At 69.2% G+C, this 16619-nt stretch carries 16 protein-coding genes; 8 read left to right on the plus strand and 8 right to left on the minus strand.

Going from position 1 to position 16619, the window contains the following annotated elements:
* The first annotated feature begins 94 nt into the window (after window positions 1–94).
* Genes C4F17_RS05245 through C4F17_RS05260 form a run of 4 tightly spaced genes read left to right on the plus strand, consistent with a single transcriptional unit; the run spans window position 95 to window position 3975 of the window.
* The gene (locus C4F17_RS05245) at window positions 95–772 is read left to right on the plus strand and encodes an SGNH/GDSL hydrolase family protein (RefSeq protein ID WP_081271603.1); all 678 of its coding nucleotides are present in this window, start codon (window positions 95–97) and stop codon (window positions 770–772) included.
* The gene (locus C4F17_RS05250; RefSeq protein WP_106934526.1) at window positions 769–1449 is read left to right on the plus strand and encodes a cell division protein FtsQ; all 681 of its coding nucleotides are present in this window, start codon (window positions 769–771) and stop codon (window positions 1447–1449) included. The genes C4F17_RS05245 and C4F17_RS05250 overlap by 4 nt, the downstream gene beginning before the upstream one ends.
* A gap of 7 nt (window positions 1450–1456) precedes the next feature.
* Window positions 1457–2851 carry an MBOAT family O-acyltransferase gene (locus C4F17_RS05255; protein WP_106934527.1) on the plus strand — a complete coding sequence of 465 codons (1395 nt, stop codon included), beginning with the start codon at window positions 1457–1459 and terminating at the stop codon, window positions 2849–2851.
* 5 nt (window positions 2852–2856) lie between these two features.
* Window positions 2857–3975, plus strand: coding sequence for an alginate O-acetyltransferase AlgX-related protein (locus tag C4F17_RS05260; RefSeq protein ID WP_106934528.1), 1119 nt, complete (start codon window positions 2857–2859; stop codon window positions 3973–3975).
* Here the strand turns inward: C4F17_RS05260 and C4F17_RS05265 are convergent.
* Complete coding sequence (locus C4F17_RS05265) at window positions 3972–4466, minus strand: arsenate reductase/protein-tyrosine-phosphatase family protein (protein WP_106934529.1); 495 nt, start codon at window positions 4464–4466, stop codon at window positions 3972–3974. The genes C4F17_RS05260 and C4F17_RS05265 overlap by 4 nt on opposite strands.
* A gap of 122 nt (window positions 4467–4588) precedes the next feature.
* Here C4F17_RS05265 and C4F17_RS05270 point away from each other — a divergent pair, with 122 nt between their 5' ends.
* Window positions 4589–7291 carry a bifunctional acetate--CoA ligase family protein/GNAT family N-acetyltransferase gene (locus C4F17_RS05270; RefSeq protein WP_106934530.1) on the plus strand — a complete coding sequence of 901 codons (2703 nt, stop codon included), beginning with the start codon at window positions 4589–4591 and terminating at the stop codon, window positions 7289–7291.
* Window positions 7292–7308: 17 nt separating this feature from the next.
* On the opposite strand, the gene C4F17_RS05275 is transcribed toward C4F17_RS05270, so the two are convergent.
* The 7 genes from C4F17_RS05275 to C4F17_RS05305 are packed head-to-tail and all read right to left on the minus strand — an operon-like array spanning window position 7309 to window position 12640.
* Window positions 7309–8268, minus strand: a complete 960-nt coding sequence (locus C4F17_RS05275; RefSeq protein WP_106934531.1) for a threonine ammonia-lyase — start codon at window positions 8266–8268, stop codon at window positions 7309–7311.
* Complete coding sequence (locus C4F17_RS05280; RefSeq protein WP_106934532.1) at window positions 8265–9290, minus strand: succinylglutamate desuccinylase/aspartoacylase family protein; 1026 nt, start codon at window positions 9288–9290, stop codon at window positions 8265–8267. Before C4F17_RS05280 ends, C4F17_RS05275 begins: the two co-directional genes overlap by 4 nt.
* Complete coding sequence (locus C4F17_RS05285; protein WP_106934533.1) at window positions 9287–10063, minus strand: transporter substrate-binding domain-containing protein; 777 nt, start codon at window positions 10061–10063, stop codon at window positions 9287–9289. The genes C4F17_RS05280 and C4F17_RS05285 overlap by 4 nt, the downstream gene beginning before the upstream one ends.
* Before the next feature lie 28 nt (window positions 10064–10091).
* The gene (locus tag C4F17_RS05290) at window positions 10092–10820 is read right to left on the minus strand and encodes an amino acid ABC transporter ATP-binding protein (protein WP_106934534.1); all 729 of its coding nucleotides are present in this window, start codon (window positions 10818–10820) and stop codon (window positions 10092–10094) included.
* A complete protein-coding gene (locus tag C4F17_RS05295; RefSeq protein ID WP_106934535.1) occupies window positions 10801–11457 on the minus strand; it encodes an amino acid ABC transporter permease in 657 nt (218 codons plus the stop codon). Before C4F17_RS05295 ends, C4F17_RS05290 begins: the two co-directional genes overlap by 20 nt.
* A gap of 1 nt (window position 11458) precedes the next feature.
* Window positions 11459–12124 carry an amino acid ABC transporter permease gene (locus C4F17_RS05300; protein ID WP_081271577.1) on the minus strand — a complete coding sequence of 222 codons (666 nt, stop codon included), beginning with the start codon at window positions 12122–12124 and terminating at the stop codon, window positions 11459–11461.
* Window positions 12125–12127: 3 nt separating this feature from the next.
* Window positions 12128–12640, minus strand: coding sequence for a RidA family protein (locus tag C4F17_RS05305; RefSeq protein ID WP_106934536.1), 513 nt, complete (start codon window positions 12638–12640; stop codon window positions 12128–12130).
* Between the two features lie 188 nt (window positions 12641–12828).
* Between C4F17_RS05305 and C4F17_RS05310 the strand changes: the two genes are divergently transcribed.
* Genes C4F17_RS05310 through C4F17_RS05320 form a run of 3 tightly spaced genes read left to right on the plus strand, consistent with a single transcriptional unit; the run spans window position 12829 to window position 16554 of the window.
* A complete protein-coding gene (locus tag C4F17_RS05310) occupies window positions 12829–13590 on the plus strand; it encodes a FadR/GntR family transcriptional regulator (RefSeq protein ID WP_081271579.1) in 762 nt (253 codons plus the stop codon).
* 13 nt (window positions 13591–13603) lie between these two features.
* Entirely contained in the window at window positions 13604–14629 is a 1026-nt protein-coding gene (locus C4F17_RS05315) for an Lnb N-terminal periplasmic domain-containing protein (protein ID WP_106937443.1), read from the plus strand.
* Window positions 14626–16554, plus strand: coding sequence for an esterase/lipase family protein (locus C4F17_RS05320; RefSeq protein WP_325002110.1), 1929 nt, complete (start codon window positions 14626–14628; stop codon window positions 16552–16554). Before C4F17_RS05315 ends, C4F17_RS05320 begins: the two co-directional genes overlap by 4 nt.
* Window positions 16555–16619: the final 65 nt, after the last annotated feature.

Raw genomic sequence — 16619 nt, forward strand, 5'->3', positions numbered from 1 at the left:
GGGGTGTGGCACGGACTGAATGCGGGTTCGACCGCCGGGCGATGGACCGCCGGGGCTGGTACATTTTCCGGCCTTGAAAACGAAAGGGATATTGGTGGCACTCGCAGCGGCAATTGCCGGTCTTTCCATCCTCATCATCGGGGACAGTCATCTGTCGCAGCCGAGCTACCTGATGTCGTCGCTGCACGACGATCTCCAGCGCCAGGGCGCGAAGGTGCATTCCATCGGCGTGTGCGGCGTGCAGCCTTACGACTGGACGGTGTCCAAGCCCGGCTCCTGTGGCAGCGCGGAACGCATCGGCAACAAGCCGGCGGTCGTGAGCCCCGGCAACCGGGCCAAGACGACGGCGGTGGCGCAACTCATCAAGGCCGAACACCCCGATCTGGTGCTGATCGTGCTGGGCGACACCATGGCCGCCTACCGGCAGGCCGACTTTCCGATGAACTGGGTCTGGCAGCAGGTCAGCGCGCTCACCGGCGCGATTTCGGCCACCGGCACCAAGTGCGCCTGGGTCGGCCCCGCGTGGGGGCAGGAAGGCGGCCAGTACGGCAAGACCTACGCGCGCGCCGAAACGGTGAGCCGCTTTCTCGCGACCAACGTGGCGCCCTGCACTTACATCGACTCGCTGGAGATGTCCGCGCGCGGCCAGTGGCCGACCATCGACGGGCAGCATTTCAACGCGAGCGGCTACCGCGCCTGGGGCGATGCGATCGCCAAGGCCGTCGCGCGGCTGCCCTTGGCGCCCGCTGCCGCCGGCACCCCGCGGCCATGAGGCGCGCCGCTCTCAAGATGCGGCGCCATGCGCTGCTCGGCGCCCTGCTGCCCGCCGTGGCCGGCGCCGCGCCCCAGTTGTATGACACGGGCCCCTCGCAAGACCTGGCGCTGGTGCGCTTCGTCAACGCGGGGGCGCAGGCGCTCACGGTGCAAAGCGGCGGCCCCGCAAAGGCGAGCGTGGTGGTGGCGCCTTCTGCGCCCATCACCGATTACCAGCCCGTGCGCTCCGACGCGCCGGTCACCGGCTACTGGAAAAACGGCCAGCGGCAGATGGCCATCACGCTGCGCGTGCCGTCGGGCGGCTCGGCCTCGGTGCTGGCGTGGCAAGGCGCGAACGGCGAGATTGCCGGCACCAGCTTCACCGAGCCGCCACCCAGCTTCGATCCCCTGCGCGCCTCGCTCGCGTTCTACAACGCCGACGCGCGCTGCACCGCCGCGGGCCTCCTGGCCAGCACCGGCAACACGGCCATCTTCGAGAACCAGGCGGCGCTTGCCAGCGCGCGCCGTGCCGTCAACCCGGTGAAGCTGGCGGTGCATGCCACCTGCAACGGCCAGCCCGTCGAGGGCACGATCGACCTGGGCTCGCTGCAGGCCGGCCAGCGCTACAGCGTGTTCCTCGTTCCCGCCGGCAAGGGCAGCCGGCTCATGGGCCTGCAGGACCGCATCGCGCGCTGACCCGGCCGTGGTTTTCGCATCGCTCGAATTCCTCTCGGTCTTTCTGCCGGCGTTCCTGCTGCTGTATGCGCTGACGCCGGCGCGCGCGAAGAACACGCTGCTGCTGCTCTCCAGTTGGCTGTTCTACGGCTGGTGGAGCCCGCTGTTCCTGCTGCTGTTCATTGCGCTCACGGCGCTGGCATGGGCGGGCGGGCTGCTGGTCGAGCGCGCGGGGCCGGGGCGGCGCGGCATGCTGGTGGCGTTCATCGTGCTGAACCTCGGCGTGCTGGCCTGGTTCAAGTACGCCAACATCGTGGTCGAGACTTTCAACGCGGCCCTGGCGCATGCCGGCGCCATGCCGATGGAATGGCAACGCATCGCGCTGCCCATCGGACTGTCGTTCACCGTGCTGCAGGCGATCTCCTATCTGGTCGACGTGCATCGCGGCAAGTTTCCGGCGGAGCGCCGGCCCATCGACTTCGCGACCTACCTGGCGATGTTCGGCCACCTCGTCGCGGGGCCGATCATCCGCTACGACTGGGTGCGCCAGCGCCTGGCGCACCGCGCCGTGCATGCTTCGGAATTCGCCACGGGCGCGCGCCGCTTCATGATCGGCATGGCGATGAAGGTGCTGGTGGCGGACACGCTCTCGCCGGTGGTGGAGCATGTGTTTTCGGCCGCGCACCCCAGCCTGGCCGATGCCTGGCTCGGCTGCCTGGCCTACACGCTGCAGCTGTTCTTCGACTTCGCGGGCTACAGCGCGATGGCCATCGGCATCGGCGCGATGCTGGGCTTTCGGTTTCCCGAGAACTTCGACCGGCCCTACCTCGCGCGCAACCTGGCGGAGTTCTGGCGGCGCTGGCATATCTCGCTGTCGTCCTGGCTGCGCGACTACCTCTACGTGCCGCTCGGCGGCAGCCGCAAGGGCACCCGGCGCACGGTGCTGAACCTGATGCTGACGATGGCCATCGGCGGGCTCTGGCACGGCGCGGACAGCTGGAACTTCCTGTACTGGGGCCTGGCGCAGGGCATTGGCCTGAGCGTGGTGCACCTGTGCCGCGCGCGCGGGCTGGGCCTGCCCGCGCCGCTCGCGCACGCCGCGACCATGCTGTTCGTGATGCTGGGCTGGACGCTGTTCCGCGCGCCCGACTTCGCGGTCGCCTGCGACATGCTGGCCGGCCAGTTCGGCGCGCATGGCGTGGCACTGGGGGCGGCGCTGTCCAACATGCTGCGGCCGCCGGTGGTGCTGGCCTATCTGCTGGGCATTGCCTGGGTGCTCGCGCCGGCCCTTGTCGGCGCGCGGCGGCATGCGGGCAATGGCGGCGCGGTGCTCGCGACGCTGGCGCCGATCGCCGGTTTCCTGCTTTCGCTCGCGCTGGTGTCGAGCCGCGGCACGGTGCCTTTCCTCTACTTCCAGTTCTGACCGGCATGGCAACAGCGCGCACCAACCGGCGACTGCGTGGACTGCTCCGCTGGACGACGGCGGGCGTGCTGGTCGCGTCGCTGGGTGCGGCGTTCGTCGCGAGCTTGCCGAACATGCCCGGCGCGCTGGCTCATGCCGACGCTTCGCTGCTGGACGATGCCGCAGCCCGGCGAGCGCTGACGAAGACGCTGGTCACGACGCCGCTGACCGACACGCTCGCGCGCTACCAGCGCGAGGCAAGCTGGCTGCTGCTGGGCGACCTCGGCGCGGAGGTGCATCGGGGCGAAGGCGACTGGCTCTTCCTCGACGAGGAACTGCGCGTTCACCCCGGCCGCGCTGCGAATGCGCGTGACCGTGCCGCCACCGTCGCGGACATCGCCCGCGCGCTGGCTGCACGGCGCATGGCGCTGCTGGTGGTGGTGGTGCCCGACAAGAGCCGGATCGAAAGCCAACACCTGGGCCGGCTGCGGCGCCCGCCCGAACTCGAAGGCCGTGTGCGCGAATGGACGGCCATGATCGATGCCGCGAAAGTGCCCGTGCTCGACCTGGCACCGGTGCTCGCAAGTGCAACGCCCGCGCCCTTCCTCAAAACCGACACCCACTGGACCGAACACGGCAGCCAACTGGCCGCGCAAGCCGTAGCCGAGCGCCTTCGGCGCATGCAGGTGCTCGACGCCACGCCGGTGCCTTCCGTCGTCGCATCGCGCAAAACCGTCAGCGAATGGGGCGACCTGGTGCGCCTGGCGGGCATCGACGGCCTGCCGTCGTCGCTGAAGCCCGCGCCCGACACCGGCTGGCAGTCGACCGTCGAGACGCGCAGCGAGAGCACCGACCTGTTCGGCAATACCGCGCTGCCGTCCATCGTGCTGATCGGCAGTTCGTTCTCGCGGCGCGCCAACTTCCTGCCCTTTCTTCAGCTCGCAGCCCAGTCGCTGGTCGCCGATTTCGCGATGGACGGGGGCGATTTTTCCGGCGCCGCGCGGCGCTACTTTGCGGGACCGGCGTTCGCGGACAACCCGCCGCGCGCCATCGTCTGGGAAGTGCCCGAACGGGCGCTCGAATCGCCCATCGCGGAGGCCGAGCGGCAGTGGATGCGCCAGCCCTTCGCGGGCCGCGGACGCTAGCGCATGTAGCCCAGGTCGCGCACGTCGGAGCGCACCGCCGCGCGGTCGACGCCCTGCATCGGCAGGCTCACCAGCAGCTCGAGCCGGCGGCGCAGCGAGAACAGCATCTGCACCGCCGCATGAGCGACCTGCTCGGGGTCGGTCTCGGCGGCAACGTCTGGGTAGGACCACAGCGCCGAATCGGGCTGGCCGGGCCACGGGGGTTGCAGCGACTCGGTGGCTGCGTCCAGGGTGATGACGAAATCCGCGCCGGAAGGGTGGGTTCGCACCAGCTCGTCCCAGCTGCGCGGCGGCCTCTGCGGAACCGGAATGCTGGCGCTATGAAGAGCGCCAATGGCCGCGGGATGGAACTCGCGCCCGACATGCCCGGGCTGACCGCAGGAAGAGACCGAGAACCGCTTGGGGTCCAGGTGCGAGAGGCATGCTTCCGCCAGGATGCTGCGCAGTGAATTTCGCCGAGAGACGAAGACCACGCCGATTCGTTTTTGCATGACCCTTGACTATAGCGAGGCGCCGCCCGCGCGGCGACGGGGCATGCCGGTCCGATTCAAAATCCTCGCGAGTTCTCCGCCCGCCGCGCACACCCGCCCCCGAACGGTGCAGACTTGGGGGCATGGACAAGCATTTCCTGAATCCGCTCTTCGCCCCGGCCTCCATCGTGGCCTTCGTCGGCCACGCCGACGACCCCGGCGGCCAGACGCCGGCCGGCCGCACGCTGCGCGAAGCCTTCCGCGCCGACCGATTCGACGGCACGCTGCGCTTTCTGGACGTGCGTACCAAGGGCACGCTCGAAGAGCTGGCCCAGACCCATGCCGACCTGGCGCTGATCGCCCTCGCCCCGCGCGACGTGGCGGCCGCGCTGGAGATCGCGGGCCGCATCGGCTGCACGGCGGCGGTTGTCATCTCCAGCGGCATCAGCGCCGACCAGGCGGCCCAGTGGCGCAAGATCGCAAAGCGCGAAGGCGTGCACCTGCTCGGGCCCAACTCGCTGGGCTTCCAGCGCCCGCCGCTGCATCTGAACGCCAGCGTGGCCGGCCCCCTCGCCAGCACCGGGCCGCTGGCGCTGGTGTCGCAGTCGGGCGCGCTCACCGCGTCGATGCTCGACTGGGCGCGGCAGAACGGCGTCGGGTTTTCCAGCGTGGTGTCGCTGGGCCCGCACACCTCGGTCGACATTCCGCAGGTGCTCGACTTCCTGGCCAACGACCGGGCTACCCACAGCATCATCGTGTACCTCGAAGGCATTGCCGACGCGCGCCGCTTCATGAGCGCGCTGCGCTCGGCCTCGCATGCCAAGCCGGTGGTGGTGCTCAAGGCCGGCCGCAAGCCGGCAGGCAACGAAGCCGCGCAGACGCACAGCGCCGCCATCGTGGGCAGCGACGACGTGTTCGACGCCGCGCTGCGCCGCGCGGGCGCGGTGCGGGTGCGCTCCTTCGTCGAGCTGTTCTCGGCGGCCAAGTGCCTGGCCTCGCGCTACCGGCCGGTGGGCAAGCGGCTGGCGGTGGTCACCAACGGCGGCGGCCCCGGCGTGCTGGCGGCCGACTGGATCAACGAGATCGGGCTCGACCTGGGCAAGCTCTCCGCGCCCGTGCAGAAGTTGATGCTGCCGTCGCTGCCGCCGCTCGCTTCATTGACCGACCTCATCGATCTTTCGGAAGACGCGCAGCCCGCGCACTACCGCGCAGCCATCGACGCGGCCTCGGCCGACAGCCAGGTCGACGGGGTGCTCGCCATCTTCTCGCCCAAGGCCGGCGCCGATGCCGCGGCCACCGCCAAGGCGCTGGCCGACATTCCGCGCCCCATGAACAAGCCGCTGCTGGCCTGCTGGATGGGCGACTCGTCGGTGGGCAAGGCGCGCGCGGTGCTGGCCGAGGCCACCATTCCCAGCTTTCGCACGCCGGAGGCGGCCGTGGGCGCCTTCGGCAACATCGCGGCCTTCTACCAGAACCAGCAGTTGCTGCAGCAGACGCCGCCGCCGCTGTCGGCGCTGGCCAAGCCCGACATCGAAGGCGCGCGCCTGCTGATCGAAAGCGTGCTGGCCGAGCGGCGCCGCGTGCTGACGGAGATGGAGTCGAAGTCGCTGCTGTCGTCGTTCCACATTCCCATCACCCGCACCTTGCTGGCGCGCAGTGCCAACGAGGCCATGATGATCGCCACGCAACTGGGCTTCCCGGTGGCGCTGAAGATCGATTCGCCCGACATCCCGCACAAGTCCGACGTCGAAGGCGTGGCGCTCAACGTGATGAACGGCACCAGCGCGCGCGACACCTACGTCGAGATGATGGAACGCGTGGCACGCCTGGCGCCCGAGGCGCGCATCAACGGCGTGACCGTGCAGAAGATGGTGCGCGCGCGGCGCGGCCGAGAAATCTACGTGGGCCTGGTGACCGACCAGCCATTCGGCCCCGTCATCGTGTTCGGCGCGGGCGGCACCATGATCGAGCTGCTGAACGACCGCGCCATGGAGCTGCCGCCGCTCAACCAGTTCCTGGCGCGCCGGCTCATCGAACGCTCCCGCGTGGCCGAAACCCTGGGCGAATGGCGCGGCGCCAGCGCGGTGGACATGGAGGCGCTGGAGCACGTGCTGCTGCGCGTGTCGGAAATGGTGTGCGAGCTGCCCGAGCTGCGCGAGATGGACATTAACCCCATCATCGTTGACGAGTCGGGCGCCATCTCGGTCGATGCGCGCATCGTGGTCGACAGCAGCACGCAGGCGGTGTCGGGCCAGCTGGGCAATGCGGCCAACGGCTACCACCACCTGGCCATCATGCCGTACCCCGCGCGCTACCGGCGCGAATGGCCGCTGCCGGGTGGCGGCATCTACATCGTGCGGCCGGTGCACCCCAACGACGCGCAGATGCTGCAGGCGCTGGTGCAGGGCCTGTCGCCCGAGAGCCGCTGGTTCCGCTTCGTCTCGCGCTTCCACGAGCTGCCGCCGTCGATGCTGTCGCGCTTCACGCTGATCGACTACGACCGCGAGATGGCGCTGGTGGCGGTGGTGATGGAGCGCAGCGTGTCGCCCGAAGGCACGGTGCTCGAGAGCGAGCGCATCGTGGGCGTGTCGCGCTACATCACCAACCCCGACCAGACCAGCTGCGAGTTCTCGCTGGTGGTGGCCGACGAGTTCAGCGGCAAGGGCATCGGCTCGCGGCTGATGGAAAGCATCATCGACGTGGCGCGCGACAAGGGCCTTTCCGAAATCGACGGGCTGGTGCTCGCCAACAACCCCGACATGCTCAAGCTGGTGCGCAGGCTGGGGTTCACGGTGAAGTCCTTCCCGGAGGATCCGGACTTCAAGCTCGTGACGTACATGCTGTAGCGCGGCAGGCAGCCTGTTCAGGCCTTGGGCATGCCGTCGCTGCCGCTGCCGCACAGCACGACGGCGATTTTCTCTTCGTCGCGGCGCTCGAAGCAGCGCTGGCTCACGGCCGCCAGCGCGGTGGCCGCGCCCAGCTCGATGGCCAGTCCCGCGTGCTGCCAGGCGGAACGGGCCGCGTCCTCGATGACTTCTTCATCGACCAGCACGATCTCGTCGACGTACTTCTCGATCAGCTCGAAGTTCAAGGGCTCGGTCGAGCGCGCCGCGAGGATGGGCACGCGCGTCTTCACGTTCTCCAGCTTCACGATGCGGCCTTCCTTGCGGCAGGTGTGGAGCGTGGGGCAGCCCGCCGCTTCCACGCCGATGACGCGGATCGACGGCTTGAGCAGCTTGGCCGCCTGCGCAATGCCCGCGAGCAGGCCGCCGCCGCCGATGGACACCACCAGCGTCTCGACCTCGGGCCATTCATCGATGATTTCCAGCGCGGTCGTGCCCTGCCCGATCACCACGTCGCGGTCGGCATACGGATGCAGCAGCGCGCCGCCGTGCTCGGCCACGTTGGCGCCGGCGGCGTCCCAGCTCTGGTCCCAGAAGTCGCCGTGCACGGTGAGCCTGGCGCCGTGGCTCTCGATGCGCGCCCGCGTGATCGGCGTGCTGGTGTTCATCACGAACACGTTGGCCGGCAGGCCCAGCGTCTTGCCGACGTAGGCCACGGCCGCGCCGAAGTTGCCGCCCGACGCGGTGGCCAGCCCCTGCCTGCGCACGTCGTGCGACAGATTGAGCACGCGGTTGAAAGCGCCGCGCGCCTTGAAGGAGCCGGTGACCTGGTTGCACTCGGCCTTGAAGCGCACCTGCGCCGCGCCGCCGGGCACCCAGGGGTGCGCATCGACCAGCGGCGTGTGGCGGATGTAGGGCCGCACGCGGGCATGGGCCGCGCGGTAGTCGTCCAGCGTGATCGGGGTGGTGTTCTCGCTCATGCGGCAGCGCCTTCCTCGTCTTCGACCAGCACGCACAGGTTGTTGCCCTGCTTCACGATGCCGAAGGTGCGCTGCGAATACACCGTGCCGCCCTTGGCGAAGCGCACTTCGCGCGGCGCCAGCGCGGGCTCGGTCAGCAGGTGCAGGTAGCCGGCCAGCTCGCCGGCGGCCACCGTGTCGCCGAGTTGGTGCAGCGGCTCGAAGTAGCCGTCGCCCGGCGACAGCAGGTTGCCGCCGTCCGGCACGATGTGCACGCGGCGGCTCGCCGGCGGCGTGGCCGGCAGCTCGGCGGGCACCACGCCCAGCCGTGCCAGCACGCGCGACAGGCACTCGCGCGTGCGCTTCACACCCTTGGGCGACACGCTGCCGTTCTCGCCCATCTCGGCTGCGATCGCCGCCAGGCCCAGGTGAGCCGCTGCGCCGCAGCTGGTGCGCGGATCGCCCATGTTGTCGGTGATCACGGTGAACCTGGCGCCGAACCAGCGCGCCATGTCCTCGGCGCGCTCGCGCACTTCGGGCGCCAGCGTGGGCGTGACCACCACTTGCGCGCTCTCCTCGATGAACAGCGAACTGCCGCCCGCGTGCAGGTCGACATACGCGTCGCACCTGGGAAACAGCACGTCGTGGATGAACGCGGCGATCTGCTCGGTCGGCGTGCCGAAGGGGTCACCCGGGAACACGCGCGCCAGGTTCTTGCCGTCGAGCGGGCTCACGCGCGAGGCCGCGCGCAATGCCGGCGCGTTGGCCGCGGGCATCAGGATCAGGCGGCCCTTGACCTGCGCGGCGTCGAGCGTGCGGATCAGCTCGTTGATGACGATCGGGCCTTCGTACTCGTCGCCATGGATGGCGCCGGTGACCAGCACGGTCGGCCCGTCGCCATTGCCGATGACGGCCAGCGGCAGCGCGACCGCGCCCCAGGCATCCTCATGCCCCGAGTACGGCAGCCACGCATGGCCGACCTGCTTGCCGGGCCTGGCCCAATCGATGTCCGTGAAAACGGTGGAAGGACGCGGCTGGCTCACTTCACTTCTTTCTGCTCGTCCTTGAACCACTTCAGGCGCAGCGCCGCAAGGCTGCCGTCGGCGGCCTTGGCGTCGATGATCTTGTTCATCTCGGCCAGCAGCGCGGTTTCGCTGGGCTGCACGGCCATGTAGGCGGGGCTGATGCGGATCAGCGACTTCATCTCGATGCCCTTGGCGGGGTTCTCATCGGCCACCTTCTGGGCGATGAAGTTGTTCTCGGCGAACAGCGGCGCCTGGCCCGACAGGAAGGCCGAGATGGTCGAGGCCGTGTCTTCCAGGCGGATCAGCTTGGCGCCGGGCGCCAGTTCGCTCAGCGACAGGTCGGGCGTCGAGCCCTTGGGCACCGCCACGGTCTGGCCCGCGAGCTCGCTCAGCTTGGCGAACTTGGGAATGCCCTTGCCGCCGTACACGCCCAGGTACACCGCCGCATAGGGCTTGGAGAAGGCGACCTGCTTGGCGCGCTCGGGCGAGCTGCCCAGCGCCGCGATCACCACGTCGACCTTGTTCGACAGCAGGTAGGGAATGCGGTTGGCGCCGGTCACCTGCTGCAGCTCGAGCTTCATGCCCATGGCCTTGGCCACGTTCTCGGCCAGTTCCACGTCCAGGCCCGTGGGCTTGCCGGCCGCGTCGGTGAAGCCCCAGGGGGCGGCGTCGATGGTCGTGGCGATGCGGATCGTGCCCTTGGCCTTGATGTCCGCGAGCTTGTCGGCATGCGCGAGCAAGGGAGCGGCGCAGACCAGCGCGGCGGCGAACAGGGTTTTCATTTTGAACATGGAAGCTCCTTGGGGAAGACGAAAGAGATCAGACGACGGATTGGACAAACTGCTGGAATTCGGGGGTCTGCGGGCTGCCGAACATGCGCTCCGGCGTGCCGCGCTCCCAGATGCGGCCCTGGTTCATGAAGAGCACCTCGGAGGCCACGCGGCGCGCGAAAGCCATCTCGTGCGTGACGACCATCATGGTCATGCCGTCGCGCGCCAGGTCTTCCATCACGCGCAGCACCTCGCCGACCAGTTCGGGGTCGAGCGCGGAAGTGGCTTCGTCGAACAGCATCAGCTGCGGCGACATGGCCAGCGCCCGCGCGATGGCCACGCGCTGCTGCTGGCCGCCCGACAACTGAGAGGGCATGGCGTCGAGCTTGTGGCCCAGGCCCACGCGCTCCAGCATGCGCCTGGCCAGGTCGCGCGCCTCGCCCTTGGCGATCTTCCTGGTCAGCACCGGCGCCAGCGTCACGTTGGCCGCGGCCGACAGGTGCGGAAAGAGGTTGAAGCTCTGGAACACCATGCCCACGCGGCGGCGCAGCAGGGCCAGGTCGGTGTCGGGCGACTGCACATCCACGCCGTCGACCACGATGCGCCCCGCGCTGATGGTCTCCAGCCCGTTCACGCAGCGCAGCAGCGTGCTCTTGCCCGAGCCGCTGCGGCCCACGAGCGCCACGATGTCGCCCTTGGCCACTTCGGTGGACACGCCCCGCAGCACATGGTTGTCGCCGAAGTGCTTTTCGACCGATTCAATGAGCACGAGCGGCATTCATGCGTCCTTCCAGAGAGAGTGCCAGCCGGGCCAGCGGGTAGCAGATGGCGAAGTAGCACAGGGCCACGCCGCAGAAGACAGGCAGGTGCGCCAACGTGGAGCCGGCGACGATCTGGCCCGATCGCGTGAGCTCGACCAGCCCGACGAGCGCGGCCAGCGAGGTGTTCTTGATGAGCTGCACCAGGTAGCTCACCGTGGGCCCCAGCGCCACGCGAAAAGCTTGCGGCCACACCACGTGCCGCATGACCTGCCAGCGGCGCAGGCCCACGCAGGAGGCGGCCTCCCACTGGCCCTTGGGCACCGATTCGATGGCGCCGCGCCAGATGTCGCCGAGGAACGCACCGGCCGACAGCGAGAACGCGGCCGCAGCGGCCATGAAGGCGTTGATCTCGATGCCCAGCAGCATCGGCACGCCGAAGTACAGCAGGAACAGCACGCCCAGCAGCGGCGTACCCTGCACAAGCTCCGTGTAGATGCGCGCCAGCACGCGCAGCCAAGGCAGCCGCGAAGTGCGCGCGACGGCCACGCCGAGCGCGATCACCGCGCCGACGGAGAACGCGGTGACGGCCAGCGCGGCGGTCCAGCGGATCGCGCCCAGGATGAGCCAGAGGTCGGCAACGGAAAGTCCGCGCATCTCAGCCCTCCTTGCCGAACAGGCGGCGCTGCACGAAGCCGAGGATCACGCGCAGCGCCTGCACCGCCACGAAGTACATCGCGCAGATCACGAGGTAGACCTCGAAGCTGCGGAAGGTGCGCGAGTCGATGAAGCTGCCGGCATGGAAGATGTCTTCCACCCCGATCTGCGAGATGAGGCTGGTGCCGATGAGCGTGAGCACCATCTGGCTCGCGAGCGAGGGAAACACGTTGCGCAGCGCCGGCACGAAGAGCACGTGCACCAGCACCTGCCGCGGCCGCAGCCCGAGCGCGGCGCCGGCTTCCGACAGGCCGCGCGGCACCGACATCAGCCCCGAGCGGAACACCTCGACCATGTAGGCGCCGCAGTACAGCGCCAGCGAAATCACGCCCGCCACGGGCGCCTCCAGCCGTATGCCCAGGTTGGGCAGGCCGAAGTAGATGAGAAAGAGCTGCACCAGCGCCGGCGTGTTGCGGAAGAACTCCACATACACCCGCGTCACGCCGCGCAGCGGCTTGCCGCCGTACACCAGCGCCAGCGAGCCCGCCACGCCGATCGCCATGCCCAGCACGATGCTCGACGCGGCATAGCCCAGCGTGTGCAGCAGCCCTTCCACCAGTTGCCCGGTGTAGGGGGCGAGCGCGTCGAACTGGAACTGGTAGGCCATGGCTCAGTCCACTTCCAGGATGGCCTCGACCTCGACGGTCTGGTGGCCCGGCAGCGAACCCGCGCCGATGGCCGAGCGCGCGCCGCGCCCCACTTCGTCGCCGAACACATCGACGAACAGGTCGGAGCAGCCGTTGATGACCTTCGGGTGATGCGCGAAGCCCGGCGAGGCATTCACGAAAGCCAGCAGCTTCACCACGCTGCGCACGCGCCCGAGGTCGCCCAGCGCGGCCTTGGCCACCGCCAGGAGGTTCAGCCCGGTGAGCCGCGCATGGGCGTAGGCAGCCTCGATGCTCACTTCCTCGCCGACACGGCCCACGTGCAGATGCCCGTTCGCCTCCAGCGGACCCTGGCCCGAGAGATACAGCAAGGGGCCGGTGCGGCGCCAGGCCACGAAGTTGGCGACGGGTGCCGGTGGCGGCGGCAGCACCAGGCCGAGCGCGGCGAGCCGCTCTTCGGGGCGGGGACTGGGGCCGCGGGCCGTGGCCGCCGGCGCCGTGTTGGAATCCAGGGTCATTGAGAACACTTCACCGCAGCGCCGCACGGGGGCGGCGCAGGGTCAACCTTTCGACGAAAATCAACAGCTTCGGACGGATTGGTCAACCAATCCGGAACCAGACAACGCAGCCTCGTATGACTGCGTAATGAATTCATTCTAAGATTCTTAATTGTGATTGGTCAACCATTTTGGCGAACTCTGAAACCATGGATGCAAAGCCTGTCTCGCAACCCCTGATCGAGGTCACCGACCTGTCGGGCCGGATCGCCGCGCAGGACAAGGCCACCGCCTCGAAGGTCTACCGCGCCATCCTCCAGTCGATCCGCGACGGCGTGCTCAAGCCCGGCGACAAGCTGCCCAACGAGCGCGACCTGTCGGAGCAGTTCAAGACCTCGCGCAGCACGGTGCGCCATGCGCTGGCCATGATGAGCGCGCAGGGCCTGCTGGAGCGCAAGGTGGGCAGCGGCACCTTCCTGGCGGAATCGCTGATGCAGCTGCTCAGCGAGTCCGACCTGCCCGTGGCGGCCCACCACCGCGACGTGCCGACCTACACCGAGATCCTCGAAGGCCGGCTGCTGTTCGAGCCGGCCATGATGGCGCTGTCGGCCCAGCGCGCCGACGCCGATGACTTCGCGCTCATGCGCCACCACCTGGCCGTGGTGCGCGACGCCGACCAGTGGATCGCCTTCAAGGAAGGCATCTACGGCGTGCACCAGGCAATCTTCCGCGCCACGCGCAACCGCTTCCTGATGCAGGTGTTCGACGCGGTGGTGGCCGACCGACGCGCGGTGCAGTACGACGGGCGCTCCAACCTCAACGGTCCGGTGGGTGCCATCGTGCGCGAGCAGACGCTGCGCGAGCTCACCGCCATCGTCGACGCGCTCGAGGCACGCGACGCCAAGGGCGCGACCGCGCTGGCCGACGCGTACTTCACGCGCATCCTCGCGTCGCTCAGCGTCTACGGCTAGGCGCCGCGTGCCGATGATCCGCGCGATCCTGCGTTTCTCCGGCCGCCTGCTGCTGTCGCTGGCCGTGGTGCTGACGGCGCTGTGGGCCTGCCTTGCGCTCTGGTACCAGCTGCCGGGGCCGGTATTCGTGAAGGCCGGCGCCGGCGTGCTGTGGGCCGGCTTCGGACTTGCCGCCATCGCGCTGCTGTGGCGCGGCAGGGCCGGGCGCGCCCTGCTCTCCTACGCCGTGGGCTTCGCGATGCTGCTCGCATGGTGGGGCACCATCCTGCCCTCGCAGGACCGTGTGTGGGCCGACGACGTGTCGCGCCAGCTGCGCGCGCGCGTGGACGGCAGCATCGTCACCATGGAGAACGTGCGCAACTTCGAATGGCGCAGCGACACCGACTACACGCAGCGCTGGGAAACGCGCCGCTACGACCTCGACCGCCTGCGCACGGTCGATGTGTCGCTCTCCTACTGGACCGGCCCCGCCATTGCGCACACGCTGGTTTCGTTCGGGTTCGACGACGGCCGGTTCCTCACCTTCTCCATAGAGATCCGCAAGGAGCGCGGCGAGAGCTTCTCGTCGGTCGGCGGCTTCTTCAAGCAGTTCGAGACCAGCCTGGTGGCGGCCGACGAGCACGACATCCTGCGCGTGCGCACCAACGTGCGCGGCGAAGACGTCCACATGTACCGCGTGCGCCTGCCGCAGCCCGAGATGCGCTCGCTGTTCCTCGCGTACCTGGACGAGGCCGACGCGCTGGTGCGCGCGCCCAGCTTCTACAACACGCTCACTGCCAACTGCACCACCATCGTCTACGCGCTGGCCAGGCGCATCGTGCCCGGCCTGCCCATGGACTACCGCCTGCTCGCATCGGGCTACCTGCCCGACTACCTGTACGACGTGGGCGGCCTCACGCCGGGCTACGACATGCAGGCGCTGCGCGCCGCCGGGCGCATCACCGAGCGCGCCATCGCCACCGACAAGACGCCCGGCGCCGATTTCTCGCAGACCATCCGGCAAGGCTTGCCGGGCGCAGCGCCGAAAGCGGCGCCATGATGATGCGCGCGCGCTTTCATCTGCTCGCGGCCCTGCTGTGCGCAACGATGCTGGCCGCCGGCTGCGCTGGCGTGAAGGTCGGCTCCATCTCGCCGGCCGAATACCTCGCGCAGCGGCGCGGCGACATCCTCACCACGGGCAAGCTCAGCACCTCCGCGCAGGAAGTGCTGCGCGTGATCGGCTCCGACGCCGACCTGTGCCGCCGCGACGGCCAGGCCTGCCGCCAGGCCCTGGCCGATTCGGCGGGCATCACCGACGAGCAGCGGCTTTCGGCCTTGTCGGAGGTCTGGCTGCAGGTGGCGCTGTCGGCGGACAAGGGCGGCACGACCGATGGGCCGTCGGCCGACAAGGCCATCGACGCATGGCTGGAAACCGCCCGCCATGCCTATGCCTACCTGTTCTTCACCGCCCGTAACCCGCGCGACCGGGCTTTCGAAGACCGGCAGACGCAGGTGCGCGACTACTACAACTATGCGGTGCAGCAGGCCATCAACGGCCTGTACAGCAGCTACCAGAAGAATGGCCGGCGCGGCCACGACGACACCCGGCCGCCCACTGTTCCTCAGGTGGGCGACTGGCACATCGACAGCGATGTGTCCGCGCTGCAGCTGCCGCCCGGAGCCGCGTTGCCGCAAGAGCTGATTCCCGCGGCTTCGCTCACCTTCTCCGGCCTGCGCAACATCTACCGGCGCGACGGCTTCGGCGCCGAGCTTGTCGCCGTGACCGACGAGCCCGCCCACGGCGCCAACGCGCCGCCCTACCGCGAGACGCCCTTCCCCGCGCTCACCGCGGTGCTCAAGTTCGACGGCGCCGACCTGCGCCAGGTGCTGGCCACGCGCAATCTGCGCATCGTGGTGTTCGACCCCTACCGGACATCGACGGTGCAACTAGGCGGGCAGGACATTCCGCTGGCCGCCAACTTCACCTCCGGCTACGGCCTGTGGCTCGCGCGCTCCGACTTCGCGCTGCAGGCGCTGCGCAGCCTCTTCGGCAGCGCTGACGGGCTCACGAGGCCGCGCATCTACCTGATGCAGCCCTACGACCCGAACCGCCGCACGATCATCATGCTGCACGGCCTGGCCAGCAGCCCCGAGGCATGGATCAACGTGGCCAACGAGGTACTCGGCGACGAGACGCTGCGCCGCAGCTATCAGGTCTGGCAGGTGTACTACCCGACCAATGCGCCGCTGCCGCTCAACAACCTCGCCATCCGCGAAGCCGTGGAGCAGACCATTGCGCACTTCGACCCCACGGGCAAGGCCCGCGCGTCCAACGACATCACGCTGATCGGCCACAGCATGGGCGGCGTGCTGTCGCGGCTGATGGTGTCTTCGTCGGAAGACAAGCTGTGGGAGGCCCTGCTCGCAAGCTACCCGATGCAGGGCGCGCAGCAGCAGCGCATCGAACAGCGGCTCGCGCCGTACCTGCGCTTCGAGCCCTTGCCGCAGGTCAGCGACGCCATCTTCATCGCGTCGCCGCACCGCGGCACCGACTTTGCCAACAACCGCATCTCGCGCTGGGTGGCCAACCTCATCACGCTGCCGGTCACCATGCTGGGGCAGCTGAGCGACATCTCGCGCGAGCTGATCCGCATCGCACCGGGCAAGCAGGACCAGGGGCCGCTGCGCATTCCGAACAGCATCGACAACCTCAGCGACCGCGATTCCTTCGTGCGGCTGTCGTCGGGGCTGCCGATGAACCCGCGCGTGCGCTATCACTCGATCATCGGCAACGACACGGCGGGCGTGCCGCTCGCCGCGTCGAGCGACGGCATCGTGCCGTACCAGAGCGCGCATCTCGAAGGCGCGGCGTCGGAGCTGGTGATCTCGTCGCAGCACAGCGTGCAGGAGAACCCGCTGGCCATCCTGGAGATCCGGCGGATCCTCAAGGAGCAATTGCGCACGGAGCCCGCACCCGCACGCTGAAATCGCGTGCCCTTCGCCGATTGCGCGCGGATGTGATGAAGAACACATCCGCGCCCCGAAACAGG

The organism is Variovorax sp. PMC12 (assembly GCF_003019815.1).
In the GTDB taxonomy this organism is placed as follows: domain Bacteria; phylum Pseudomonadota; class Gammaproteobacteria; order Burkholderiales; family Burkholderiaceae_C; genus Variovorax.